Source organism: Fluctibacter halophilus (assembly GCF_020687825.1).
Classification (GTDB): Bacteria; Pseudomonadota; Gammaproteobacteria; order Enterobacterales; family Alteromonadaceae; genus Fluctibacter; species Fluctibacter halophilus.
The window spans coordinates 135456-148768 of sequence record NZ_JAJEWP010000006.1 but is presented as its reverse complement, the minus strand read 5'-3'; the positions used below and the strand labels follow the sequence as shown (position 1 = coordinate 148768).

Annotated in this window: 12 protein-coding genes; 11 read left to right on the top strand and 1 reads right to left on the bottom strand. The window is 53.4% G+C overall.

The genetic code is table 11. The features are described from left to right. The first annotated feature begins 10 nt into the window (after positions 1-10). The 9 genes from LJ739_RS16680 (at position 11) to LJ739_RS16640 (ending at position 8097) form a co-directional block, all read left to right on the top strand. Positions 11-643: an NADH:ubiquinone reductase (Na(+)-transporting) subunit D gene (locus LJ739_RS16680; protein WP_229162308.1), complete on the top strand. Its 633-nt coding sequence runs from the start codon at positions 11-13 to the stop codon at positions 641-643. A 3-nt stretch (positions 644-646) separates the two neighbouring features. Continuing rightward, positions 647-1255 (top strand): NADH:ubiquinone reductase (Na(+)-transporting) subunit E, encoded by a 609-nt coding sequence (gene nqrE, locus LJ739_RS16675; protein ID WP_229162307.1) that lies wholly within the window; start codon positions 647-649, stop codon positions 1253-1255. A 25-nt stretch (positions 1256-1280) separates the two neighbouring features. Beyond that, entirely contained in the window at positions 1281-2513 is a 1233-nt protein-coding gene (gene nqrF / locus LJ739_RS16670; protein ID WP_229162306.1) for an NADH:ubiquinone reductase (Na(+)-transporting) subunit F, read from the top strand. 169 nt (positions 2514-2682) lie between these two features. After that, complete coding sequence (locus tag LJ739_RS16665) at positions 2683-3663, top strand: FAD:protein FMN transferase (RefSeq protein WP_229162485.1); 981 nt, start codon at positions 2683-2685, stop codon at positions 3661-3663. Between the two features lie 11 nt (positions 3664-3674). Beyond that, positions 3675-3908 (top strand): (Na+)-NQR maturation NqrM, encoded by a 234-nt coding sequence (gene nqrM / locus LJ739_RS16660; protein WP_229162305.1) that lies wholly within the window; start codon positions 3675-3677, stop codon positions 3906-3908. 109 nt (positions 3909-4017) lie between these two features. Next, complete coding sequence (gene dinB, locus LJ739_RS16655) at positions 4018-5106, top strand: DNA polymerase IV (RefSeq protein ID WP_229162304.1); 1089 nt, start codon at positions 4018-4020, stop codon at positions 5104-5106. Between the two features lie 29 nt (positions 5107-5135). Further along, positions 5136-6689 carry a M17 family metallopeptidase gene (locus tag LJ739_RS16650; RefSeq protein WP_229162302.1) on the top strand — a complete coding sequence of 518 codons (1554 nt, stop codon included), beginning with the start codon at positions 5136-5138 and terminating at the stop codon, positions 6687-6689. After that, positions 6690-7883, top strand: a complete 1194-nt coding sequence (locus LJ739_RS16645; RefSeq protein ID WP_229162300.1) for an MFS transporter — start codon at positions 6690-6692, stop codon at positions 7881-7883. It begins immediately after the preceding gene. Between the two features lies 1 nt (position 7884). Beyond that, a complete protein-coding gene (locus tag LJ739_RS16640) occupies positions 7885-8097 on the top strand; it encodes a DUF1653 domain-containing protein (RefSeq protein WP_229162298.1) in 213 nt (70 codons plus the stop codon). A 51-nt stretch (positions 8098-8148) separates the two neighbouring features. Here the strand turns inward: LJ739_RS16640 and LJ739_RS16635 are convergent, their stop codons facing one another. Beyond that, the gene (locus LJ739_RS16635) at positions 8149-11124 is read right to left on the bottom strand and encodes a TonB-dependent receptor domain-containing protein (protein ID WP_229162296.1); all 2976 of its coding nucleotides are present in this window, start codon (positions 11122-11124) and stop codon (positions 8149-8151) included. Positions 11125-11419: 295 nt separating this feature from the next. On the opposite strand from LJ739_RS16635, the gene LJ739_RS16630 reads away from it, so the two are divergent. Together LJ739_RS16630 and LJ739_RS16625 are read left to right on the top strand one after the other, a co-directional pair. Next, entirely contained in the window at positions 11420-12499 is a 1080-nt protein-coding gene (locus tag LJ739_RS16630) for a sensor histidine kinase (protein WP_229162295.1), read from the top strand. After that, positions 12492-13247 carry a LytR/AlgR family response regulator transcription factor gene (locus LJ739_RS16625; RefSeq protein WP_229162294.1) on the top strand — a complete coding sequence of 252 codons (756 nt, stop codon included), beginning with the start codon at positions 12492-12494 and terminating at the stop codon, positions 13245-13247. The genes LJ739_RS16630 and LJ739_RS16625 overlap by 8 nt, the downstream gene beginning before the upstream one ends. Positions 13248-13313 lie beyond the last annotated feature (66 nt).

Here is a 13313-nt window from a genome sequence, read left to right as displayed (position 1 = left end):
GTATTGAACAATGGCTGATACAAAAGAAATGAAAAAGGTATTGTTCGGGCCTGTCCTGGACAACAACCCGATTGCATTACAGGTTCTGGGCATCTGTTCAGCGCTGGCAATCACCACCAAGTTGGAAACGGCGCTGGTAATGTCTCTGGCATTGACCTCGGTTGTGGCTTTCTCCAACCTGTTTATCTCGCTGATCCGTAATCACATTCCTTCGAGTGTGCGGATCATCATTCAGATGACCATCATTGCGTCACTGGTAATCGTTGTAGACCAGATCCTGCAGGCCTACTCCTATCAGATTGCCAAGGAGCTGTCGGTGTTCGTTGGCTTGATCATCACTAACTGTATCGTGATGGGACGTGCAGAAGCGTATGCGATGAAGAGTCCACCGCTGATGAGCTTCCTGGACGGCATTGGTAATGGTCTGGGTTATTCCTTCATCCTGATTGTGATCGGTACGATCAAAGAACTGGCGGGCTTCGGCACCATCCTGGGCTTTGAAATCCTGCCGTTGATCCAAAACGGTGGCTGGTATCAAGGTAACGGCTTGTTGATTTTGCCGTTCAGTTCATTCTTCCTGATTGGCGGTATGATCTGGTTTATCCGTACGATTCGCCCTGCCCAGGTTGAGCCCAAGGAGTAAGTGATGGAACATTATCTGAGTTTGTTTGTTCGCTCGATTTTCATCGAGAACATGGCCCTGTCACTGTTCCTCGGGATGTGTACATTCCTGGCAGTGTCAAAGAAAGTAAAAACCGCCATGGGCCTTGGTGTCGCAGTGGTTGTGGTGCTGGGTATCTCAGTACCGGTTAACCAGGTGATTTACGTTAACATTCTGGCGCCCGGTGCATTGGCATGGGCAGGCTTTCCGGATGCTGACCTGAGCTTCCTGAACTTCCTGACCTTCATCGGTGTTATCGCCGCTCTGGTACAGATCCTGGAAATGAGTCTGGATAAGTTTTTCCCGGCGTTGTACAACGCATTGGGGATTTTCCTGCCATTGATCACGGTTAACTGCGCCATTTTCGGTGGTGTCGCATTCGCGGTTCAGCGTGAATATAACTTCACAGAGAGCATCGTGTACGGCGTGGGCAGTGGCCTGGGCTGGGCGATTGCCATTACCCTGCTGGCAGCCGTGCGTGAGAAGCTGAAGTACGCAGATATGCCTGAAGGCATTCGTGGTCTGGGATCGGTCTTCATGATTGCAGGCCTGATGGCGCTGGGTTTCCAGTCGTTCACCGGCGTAGCCCTGTAAACAGCGACACTGAGGAGTTTTAACGATGAATCAAGTAGAAATTTACCTGGGTGTAGGCATGTTTATCGCCATCGTATTGGCGTTGGTGTTCATTATCATGTTCGCCAAATCCAAGCTGGTGCCCTCAGGTGACGTAACCATTACCATCAACGGTGATCCAGACAAGGCAATTACTGCTTCACCGGGTGGCAAGCTGTTGGGCGCATTGGCCGACAGTGGTATTTTTGTCTCTTCCGCCTGTGGTGGCGGTGGCTCATGTGGCCAGTGTCGTGTTGACATTAAATCCGGTGGCGGTGAAATCCTGCCAACTGAGCTGGACCACATCACCAAGCGTGAAGCTCGTGAAGGCTGCCGTTTGTCCTGTCAGGTTGCGGTTAAGCAAGACATGGACATTGAACTGCCGGAAGAAGTGTTCGGTATCCGTAAATGGGATTGTGAAGTCATTTCTAATGACAACAAAGCAACGTTCATTAAAGAACTGAAGCTGAAAATCCCTAACGGTGAGAGTGTACCTTTCCGTGCCGGTGGCTACATTCAGATTGAGGCGCCACCTCATCACGTCAAATACAAAGACTTCGACATTCCAGAAGAATATCGCGGCGATTGGGAACGCTTTGGCTTCTTTGACATTGAGTCAAAAGTCGACGACGAAACCATCCGTGCTTATTCGATGGCTAACTATCCGGAAGAAGAAGGCATCATCATGTTGAACGTGCGGATCGCAACGCCGCCGCCCAACAACCTGAGCCTGCCGGCCGGTAAAATGTCTTCCTATATCTGGAGCCTGAAGGAAGGTGACAAAGCGACCATCTCCGGACCCTTTGGTGAGTTCTTCGCCAAAGAAACCGACGCCGAAATGGTATTCGTCGGCGGTGGTGCAGGTATGGCGCCGATGCGTTCGCACATTTTCGACCAGCTGCGTCGTATCAAAACGGATCGTAAGATCACCTTCTGGTACGGTGCCCGTTCATTGCGCGAAATGTTCTATGTAGAAGATTTCGACATGCTGGCCAAAGAAAACGACAACTTTGAGTGGCACGTGGCCTTGTCTGATCCGCAACCGGAAGACAACTGGGAAGGTCACACAGGCTTCATCCACCAGGTGTTGCTGGAAAACTACCTGAAGGATCACCCTGCGCCTGAAGATTGTGAGTTCTACATGTGTGGGCCACCGATGATGAACGCTGCCGTTATCAACATGCTCAAGGATTTGGGCGTTGAAGATGAAAACATCCTGTTGGATGACTTTGGCGGCTAGTCATTGATGCAGGATGAGGGGCTGCATTTGCAGACCCCGCAAAATACAAAGGAAGGGGCAGTTTGCCCCTTTTTTATTAGGTCAAAGGCACCACAGTGGTGTCACCTGTATTGGAACAATGATGTTGAAATTAAAAGCGGCCGTCATGGGCTTGGTGGTGTTCATTGTGATGATGATGATCCTCCAGAAAATGACGGCGTTACACAGCCTGCATTTGCAGGGCCATACCATGGGCACCACGTACAATGTCAAAGTGGTGACGGCAGACAAAGTCGACGGTAGCGCGTTGCAGGCGGATATCGACGCACTGCTGGTTAACGTTAACCAGTTAATGTCGACGTACATAGCAGATTCGGAATTGTCGCGTTTCAACCAATGGAACAGTGTTGAGCCATTTCCACTGTCTGCACAGACCCTGCAGGTGATGCGCGAAGCCAAGCGACTCGGTGAACTGAGCGGCGGTGTGCTTGACGTGACGGTGGGTCCCTTGGTCAACCTGTGGGGATTTGGCCCTAAAGCGCGTCCGGTCACTGTGCCTGATGCTGCGTTGATTGCACAGGTAAAAGGGCAAACGGGTTTGGATAAGCTCCTGTTAGGTGATACCACCGCGCAAAAGACCCATACCGATTTGTACGTCGATTTGTCGACCATTGCCAAAGGGTATGGGGTTGACGTGGTGGCCGACCTGATTGAACAGCGTGGGATCACAAATTACCTGGTCGAAATTGGCGGCGAAATGCGTGTGGCAGGTCACAAGGCCAATGATGAGCCGTGGCGAATCGCAGTGGAGAAACCGGTCTCTGAACAACGGCTTGTTCAGCGTCTGATCTCGATTGGAAACAATGCCATTGCGACCTCGGGTGATTACCGCAATTATTATGAAGAGGATGGCAAGCGCTATTCACATCTGATTGACCCCCGCACAGGCTACCCGATTGAGCACAATCTGGTTGCGGTAACGGTGGTGCATCCCTCTTCAATGACCGCTGATGGCCTGGCCACGGCACTGAACGTGATGGGCAAAGAAGCGGCCATTGCGCTGGCGGAAAAAGAGCACTTGGCAGTATTGTTGATTAGCCGCGAATCCGATGGATTTTTCGAGTATACTAGTCCCGCTTTTGAACAAAACGTTAAAACTTACCAGCTGTAACAGGATTCACCGTGAGCACTTTTTTTCTGGCTTTTGTATTTTTTCTGATCGTTGTCACCGCGATGGCAGTGGGCTATCTGGTACAACGCAAGACCATTTCCGGCAGCTGCGGCGGCTTGGGTGCGCTGGGTATTGAAAAGGCCTGCGATTGCCCTGAGCCTTGTGATCGCAAGAAAGCCCGGATGGAAAAAGAAGCCCTTCGAGACAAAAAGCTCGAAGAGTGGAAACAAAATCAAATCATCTGACGTTCCTGTCACATCCCTATAAAGCGCCGCATCAAGCGGCGTTTTTTATTGCAATTTATCGCGATACCCGCACAATAGCACTGTATTAAAGTACAGTGGTTAATTGACGGTGCGAAAAATCATCCACATTGACATGGATTGTTTCTATGCGGCGATAGAGATGCGCGATAATCCTGCACTGCGCGATAAACCCATTGCCGTGGGCGGTAGTGCCGATCGCCGCGGCGTTATTTCGACCTGCAACTATCTTGCCCGCCAGTTTGGTGTGCGTTCGGCGATGGCCAGTGGCCTGGCATTGAAACTGTGCCCGGATCTATTGCTGATCCCCGGGCGCATGGACGTTTATGTGCAGGTGTCAAAGCAGATCCGCGCCATTTTCGAACGCTATACGGATAAGATTGAGCCGTTGTCGCTGGACGAAGCCTACCTTGATGTTTCCGACGTGACCCTGTTTGGTGGCAGCGCCACCCTGATTGCCGAGGATATCCGCCGCGCCATTCACCAGGAAACCGGTCTGACGGCATCAGCCGGTGTGGCGCCGTGCAAATTTGTGGCAAAGGTCGCCAGCGACGAAAACAAACCTGATGGGTTGTGTGTGATCACTCCGGATAAGTTGGACGAGTTTGTTAAACACCTGCCGCTGGGAAAGATCCCGGGGGTTGGAAAAGTCACGGTGGAGAAGCTCCACCATCTGGGCCTCTACACCTGTGCGGATGTGCGTGGGTATCCGTTAGAACACCTGGTGAAGCAGTTTGGTAAGTTTGGTCCGGTGATCTGGTCACGCAGTCACGGTATCGATGAGCGGGGTCTGACCTTGTCCCGGGAACGCAAATCCATCGGTGTTGAGCGCACGGTGCCCGATGATCTAGACGATCTGGATGGCTGCAAACAAATGATAGCGGCGCTGCTGCCGAAACTCATCCAGCGCCTGCGGGCTAAAGATCCCCATTGTCGAATAGCCAGTCAGGGCGTGAAGCTGAAGTTCAGCGACTTTCAGCAAACCACGGTTGAACACCGGCTTAGTGACTGGGATCCTGACTATTTCTACACCTTGCTGGAAACAGCCTGGGCACGGGCCAAAGGCCGTGGCGTGCGTCTGGTCGGCCTGCACGTTGCCCTGCCAACAAAGACTGACACCGAACAACTGAGTTTTGTGTTCGAGAAGGTTGAGCAGGATGGTCAAGGACAGGCAAAATAGGCCTTCAGTAATTTACCAACAGGACAATTATGGCTTTTCCACGCGCGCACCATGTAGCGGATCTTTCTGCAGCACTGAAAACCTCACAATGGGACAGCATTCTGCTGATCACTGATCCAGACATTCAGGCTGCTCCGGCACCACTGAATGATTTGCTCAGTGCCCATGCCAAAGTCGATCAGCGCCTCGGTCAGCAAGCGCTGATGATCACCGCAACGGCGTTGCCTGGCTCTCGTATGATTGTTGCGCCGACGGGTCCGTTGCATCGGGATTATGACGATGTGCGTCGGGTGTATGATGCGGCACGGGACGGCATGCAACTCGCTGCGCAGGCGGGCAGTATCAAACCCTTGGTGGTGGTGAATGTCACTGCCCCCTCGGTCGCCTTTGAACATGCCCTGGAAGTCGCCTACCTGGGTGCTTGTCAGGCATTGTGGCAGCCGCTTGAAGCCCGCCAGTCGCTGGGTGAAGACGCAGTAGAACCGGTTGAGGCGATTGGCCTGCTGGCCCAAACAGAGGTTGATACCGCCTGGTTGAGTGCATTGGAAGCTGGCCGTCGGGTTGCGCGGGACTTGTGTGGCACCGAACCTGAGCGCATGGCGCCTCCCGGCTTCGCCAGCTATTGCCAGGAGCACTTCACCGACGGCAGCGTTGCGGTGTCAGTGATCGAAGATGATGCCCGGTTATGCAATGAGTACCCGCTGTTACACGCAGTGGCTCGCGCGTCTGTGGCCGTTGAGCGTCACCAGCCGAGAGTGATCCGTTTGGAATATACTCCCGAGGGAGCGGTCGACAAAACCCTGTATCTGGCCGGTAAAGGGATCACCTTTGATACCGGTGGCGCGGATCTTAAAGTGGGCGGCCACATGGCCGGTATGAGTCGCGATAAAGGCGGCGCTGCCGCCGTCGCTGGCTTCATGAAAGTGGTAGAACAGTGCAAACCCAAAGGTCTTAAAGTGGTGGCTGAACTGGGCGCCGTGCGCAACAGTATCGGTGCCGATGCGTTTGTGCCGGATGAAATCATTACCAGTCATGCAGGGGTGCGTGTACGGGTCGGTAATACCGATGCGGAAGGGCGTATGGTGTTAGCCGACATTCTGTCCCACCTGCGCGAGGAGGCCGTCAGCGCACAGGCGCCGGAATTGTTTTCGGTAGCGACCCTGACGGGTCATGCTGCGATTGCCTTTGGCCCGTACACCGCGTTGGTTGAAAACGGCGCCGCCAAACAGCAGCAGGTTGCACCGCGGATCATTGCTGCCGGAGAGGTGTGGGGCGACCCGGCTGAACAATCGCTGTCACGGCGCGAAGACTTTGACTTTATTCGCCCTCGCAGCAAAGCGGATGATGTGTTGTCGTCCAACAATGCACCTTCAGTGAGCACGCCCCGTGGCCACCAATTCCCGATGGCCTTTCTGGCCATCGCGTCCGGTCTGGATCGGCACAATCAACACAACGCCAATCCGCTGGCCTATACCCATGTCGACATCGCCGGTAGTGGTGTAGAGAAAGGTGACTGGCAGCATGGCAAGCCAACCGCTGCACCGGTGGTAGCCTTGGCTGCCACTTATTTGCGTGGTCGCTAAATGAACGGTCGCCAGCAAGTCTGGCTGTTAACCGTCATCCAGGCCCTGGCGATGAGCGGCGGGGCAATGATGGCGTTGTTGGGGGGCGTAGTCGGAGCCCACCTGGCGCCGCAACCGTCACTGTCGACATTGCCGCTGGCAACCATGATTATCGGAACTGCCGTGGCGGTGATCCCGATGACCCGAGCGATGGCCCGCTATGGCCGACAAGCCGGTTTTCTGGGCAGCGCCGGTTTGGCGGTCACGGCGGCACTTGTGGCTGCCTACGCGGTCAATCAACAGGCTTTTAGCGTATTTCTTGCAGCGACCACACTGCTGGGATTTGCCATCAGTGGTTTTCAACAGTTGCGCTTTGCAGCGATGGAAAGTGTCCCAGTTGAACAGGCCCCCAATGCCGCTTCGAAGGTGCTGCTGGGAGGACTTGTGGCAGCGTTTTTAGGCCCGGAACTGGCGGTGTTCGGTAAACTGCTGTCTGACGTTGACTATGCCGGCGCGTTTTACGCATTGGCCATGATCGGCCTGTTATGCGGCATATTGTTCCTGTTCTATCGTCAGCCTCAGGCGTCACGGGTCAACCACCACGGCCCCGTTGTTGTGCCATCCGGTACACTGACCCACCCCCGTTTTATTCTGGCATTGTGTGCCTCGGCACTGGGCTACGGTTTGATGAGTTTTATCATGACCGCGACGCCGGTGCACATGCATGTACACAGTGGCCATTCGCTGGCAGACACTAAGTGGGTAATACAAAGTCACATTGTGGCGATGTTTTTACCCAGTCTGTTCAGCGGTTGGTTGATCCGTCAGTGGGGCCCTGTTCGGGTTGCCTGGTTGGGCAGTGTCGCTTATGTGCTGACCATCATGATGGCGTTTGCCGGTCAGGCCTGGATGAATTATTTCACTGCGCTGGTGTTGTTGGGCATTGGCTGGAACTTCTTGTTCCTGGGCGGTACGGTGATCCTCAACCAGATGCAGGACGGCACGCACAAGGCGAAGGTGCAGGGCTTGCATGATGCGGTGGTGTTTTCCATGCAGGCGCTGGCGTCTTTAGGCGCCGGTGTGGTGCTGACCATGACCGGTTGGCAAGGCATGCTGATGATAAGCTTACTGTTACTGGGTGTGCAGGCACTGTTGATGCTATGGCAACTGCAACGCCTGCGCAGACCCCAGTGGCAGCTTCAGGAGGAGAACTGATATGAGCATAGCTCCTGGGCGTTATCGCCATTACAAGGGCAACGACTACGAGGTGATTGGTGTGGCGACGCACTCGGAAGATGAGTCGCAGTTGGTGGTGTATCGTCCCTTTTATGGCGAACGTGCCTTGTGGGTGCGTCCGTTATCGATGTTTACTGAAACCGTTGAGGTGGATGGCAAATCCATACCGCGGTTTGCCCGCATAGAAGGATAAAAAAAGGGAGCCTTAAGGCTCCCTTTTGCGAGGTCTTGCGACCATGCTGGATTAGAAGCGGAAACGGATGCCCGCTTTGTAAACACGACCAATGGCGTCGTAGTTACTGGGGAAGGTGTTACCAGAGTTAGAGCTGGTGTCACCTACATCGTTACCCACAACCGGTGGATCTTTGTCGAACATGTTGTCGATACCCAGGGTGAACGTCATGTTCTCATGGAACGCCCAGCTACCGTACAGGTCGAAGTAATCGTAAGAATCAATCTTACGGAACTGCTCAAAGCGCAGTGATGCTTCGCCTGGTTCAACGTCTACGCCGTCAATGTGACGCCACAGCAATGACAATTCGAAATCGTCATAGCTCCAGGTAGTCCGCTGGATCCAACGCAGGTCGGAGATAGGGTCACAGCTGGTGCCGTAGTAACCTTTACAATCCAGTACCGGTACGGTGTCAGAGCTTTGAGACTCTTGGGTCAGGTACTTGTTGATGGTTCCGGAGAACGCCAGGCTACCCATGTCATCCAAATCGAAGTTCATGTTGAAGCCGATTTCGATACCTTCAGCCTGCAGATACTTCAGGTTGGTAATGAACTGCTGCACACCGGCGGAAGAGCCTGTCAGGTCACCACCCACACGGATGATTTTGGCACACTCAGCGGTATCGCCGTTCTTGTAACAGGCGTCCATGATTTCCTGGGCAGAGAAGCTACCAATGATGTCTTCGATTTCGATGTTGTAGTAATCAACAGACAAGGTGAAGTCATTGGCCCAGGCAAAATCAGGTGTCCACACGATACCGGCTGTGGTGGTATCGGCTTTCTCAGGACCTGGAGGGTTAGCAGGATCGCTACCGTTGAAGGTATTGATCTGACCGGAGATGATGTCCGGTACCACACCAACCTGTGCTTCGCTCATGCCGGTGGATACACACAGCTGACGCAGGTTTGCGTCAATGTTAGCCGCGTTGGCAACTGAACAGGGATCCTGTACCGCATTGTCCAGACCGGTGGTTACCGGAGAAGACAACTCGCCAACATTAGGAGCACGGTTTGCGCGTTGCTGCATAACACGGAACATCACTTCTTCAACCGGGCGCCAGTTGAAACCTAACTTCCAGGAATCAACAGAGCCGACAGAGTCATAGTCGGAGGTACGGAAACCGAACTCTACGTCCAGACGTTCAGCAAAGGGCTGACCATCGAAGATTGGCAGGATACCTTCGAGGAAGAACTCTTCCACAGTGAAGCCACCTTTGATCGGTAACAGGTTACCGCCGGCACCACCTTGACAGCTGGCAGGTGACTCTTTCAGACACTCGTCAGGCTCAAGCAAACCGGTTTCTTTACGGTGCTCATAACCCACACTCATGGCCAGAGGACCGGCTGCAGTCGGCAACTCGATGCCGTCTACCGGGCCATCCAATACGAAAGAGATGATTTCCTGTTCGTATTTTTGTTGTTGAATCGCGATGGCACGGGCATAGGCTGCCATGTCTTCAGTGATGGTACCGAAGCCACCAAACAGGTTGATCGGCACACAGTTGCCGCCGACCGCACAGGTTACACCGTCACGGGTGTCCAGCGCGTTCTGGATGTTGGGCAGGTTGGTGTAGCCGTCACGCACGGTGGTACGGTTGGCTTCGCCATACTGATAGGAGAAGTCATAGTTCCAGTCACCGTAAAAGGCACCACGAACACCGGTGTTCAACTGCCAGATTTCAGAATCGTAACGCTCGGTACGTGGTCCCAGTTCCAGGGTACGACGACGCAGACGTACGTTCAGTGAATCTTCGGTATCAACCACTCCGTTGCCATTGGCATCGGTCCAGCTGCCACCGTCGAGAAGGGTGCCACTCAATACTGCGGCGTTAGCACCGTCGATGATAAAGTCCAGCGCCTGAGAACCGATCAGCGGGTTGTACAACGGCAGGTTAAACGCCTGACCGAAGGTACCTGACGGTGCTACCTGTTGCTCTACCGTGGTGTTGGTGAAGTTGAACGAGGAATAGAACTCGTGATCATCGTTGATCTGGTAGCGAGCCAGTGCGGTTGCGCTGTAGCGCTCGGCTGGCGTCTGGTAGTAGTTGAAGGGGTTGAAGTTGAACAAACTACAGTTGGCGCCCAGAGTACCGTCTTCACGGAACTGGCCACTCACACCAGTACCAATCAGCTCGAAGCGGGTCGGAATGGCGGTGGTTGAACCGGAGCCATTGATGTCGACCACGTTAGGGCCCTGACAGCCTGCCGGTGGCAGGATGGCTTCTTCACCCGCCAGGTATTCAGCCAGGCCAGAACCGCTGTTGGAGTTGATACCGAATTGACCCAATGGACGGTCACCCAACAGAATGGGTTTACGGTCCATCCAACTGACTGACAGTACTGCGTTACCGCGGTCACCATCAAAGTTTGCACCCAGGGTCAGGGCAATGTTGTCCTGATCACCGTCGCTTTCCGACGTCTGGGAGTGATTGATGTCCAGCGCCGCACCTTCAAAGTTGTTTTTCAGGATAACGTTGACCGCACCGGAAATCGCATCGGAACCGTACACGGTGGACGCACCACCGGTCAGTACATCAATACGCTCAATCAATGCCGTGGGGATGTTGGCGGTATCTACCTGGCCATTAAAGTTAAATGGCACCATACGTTTGCCGTTCAGCAGCACCAGGTTACGCTGTGCACCGAGGCCGCGCAAATCGATGGTGGCCGCACCGGCAGTACCGTTGTTCACGTTACCGCCGTCGGCAGGAATGGTGGAGGGCAGTGAACGGATAACCCGTTCAAATTCTGGTGTACCCAGTTTGCCGATTTCCTCATCGCCGATACTCATGATCGGGCTGGAGGATTCGACACCCGGTGCACGAATGCGGCTACCGGTAATGGCGATGACTTCAAGATTGGCAGCTTCTTCTGCTGCCGCATCAGCTTCCTGAGCCTGCAGTTGCATTGTGCTGAGCGCTGCCGCCGAGGCCGCTCCCAGTACAATGGCCCGACGAACAGATCGAGCGAGCTTAGAGTTATTAAACATGTATTTTCTCCCTGTTACCGAACGATGAATCGCCCGATAAGCGTTTTTGTTGTCGATAACGGTAGTTATCTGACGTTAAGCTATGCCCATGGCGCAGTCTTCACTAGTGCCATTCCGCTAATCGTCAGAACGGGGTGATAAATGGTCGCTGCGAAGGGACAAAACGGGGAAACTTGCGAAGAGTGAACAGATTTCAGGGATGAATGACCTGTAACAGGAGGTTTCTGGGGGCTGGTGCAACGTGCGTGAACAAGGTATGTTGATTGGCCCTTTTTGAGAATGAACCGCAACACCTATGTTGGAACGCATACTGGGATACCTGCCACGACGGCCCTTTTTTATCGCCAACGTTTTCTTTTGGCTGGCTTTTCACGCCCTGTTTACCAATCTGCAATACCGGGCCATGGTCGCTGTCGACACCAAAATGAGCTGGCTGGATGCCTGGCTGTTGTTCAGTCCGTGGTATTTCAACTGGATCTGGATTGCACCGCTCACCTATGCCTTTGTGCGCTGGCAATACGAAACGTTCACCAACCTGGTGCGCGCTGTGTTACAGCATGCGCTGTTCATTCCCCTGGTCAGTCTGGTGTACTTCCCCAATGCGGTGTTTTTTAAAACCCTGATCGTGTCGCCAGACATGAGCTACTACTGGGAGAACCTGACCAAGATTGCCTTTCAGCTGGACATCTTGCTGTACGGGTGTACGGTGTTTGTCAGTATCGGCATTTGTTATGTCCGCAAGCGTCTGGAAGAGCGGGTTGAGATTCGCCAGTTACAGGCTGCACTGCTCGACGAGCAACTGAAGTCTCTGCATTCGCAGCTCAATCCACACTTTCTGTTCAATGCCCTGAATACGGTCGCCAGTCTGGTCAGACTTAAGCGTGAAAAAGAGGCGGTCAGAGCTCTGTCTGAATTGAGCAACATGCTGCGGAAAATCCTCGAACATAAAAACAGTACCGATGTGAAATTGCGTGATGAAGTGGCCTTTATTGACAGCTATCTGGCGATTCAGAAACTTCGATTTACAGAAAAGTTGGATACAAAAATTACCATCGCGCCAGATTGTCTGGACATTGAAATTCCGAACATGATATTACATCCCTTGGTGGAGAATGCGGTTCAACATGGTTCGCAGCTTGAATCGAACAAAAACCTCCTCAGTTTGGACATAAGAATAAACAGCGGTGAACTGAACATCAGGCTCACCAATAAAGTGGCCAAGAACGACAAGCACGAAGGGTTTGGCATAGGACTGACCAACACCCGCGAACGCTTATCACGCCTTTACAGCCACTATTTATTGGAATTACGCCCGTTGGACGATGACTTGTTTGAAACACTGCTGGCAATACCCATAGGGGAGCTGGATGCTTAAAGTATTGATTGCAGACGACGAAGGCCTGGCCCGGGACACGGTCAAGTTGTTGCTGGAAGAACAGTCTGATATTGGAATGGTGCTGGAGGCGGAAGACGGCCTGCAAGCCCGGGATATGGTGATTCAACACCAGCCGGATATCGTTATTCTGGACATTGAAATGCCGGGATTAAGTGGTATTGATGTGGCACGGGAGATACCTTCGTCGAGCATCGTGATTTTCGCCACCGCTTACAACGAGCATGCGGTTGCTGCTTTTGAACTGAATGCCATCGACTATCTGCTTAAGCCTTTCGAAGACGAGCGCTTTTTCCGCGCCCTGGAGCGGGCCAGGACCAAGTACCGTGAAAATCATCAACAGGACTACGCCAAAATCAGTAATGCCCTGCAGGGCTTACTGGCGGAACAGCATCAACCGTTCAAAACTCGCCTCGTGATCCGTGAGCCCGGTCGAATACGTCTGGTCGATGTTGATCAGATTGAGTTTATCACCGGTGCAGGCAATTATGCCGAGATCCATTTGTTGGACGGTAAACAGGTGCTGCAACGGGAAACCTTGACCACGCTGGAGACCCAGCTCGATCCAGAGGTGTTTGTGCGCATTCATCGATCATCGATTGTGCGTCGCAGTGCAGTGACCGAATTGCGCCCCAATGATAAAGGAGATTACTCGGTGATTTTGCGCTCCGGTGAAGTCCTGACTCTGTCCCGGCGCAACCGCAGTAAACTGGAAGAATTAACCCACTGATCACACTTTCCGCAGCTTGGACTTCCCCGTATCGCAGTTTAGTTGGCCAATGCGGGGTTTGCCGGG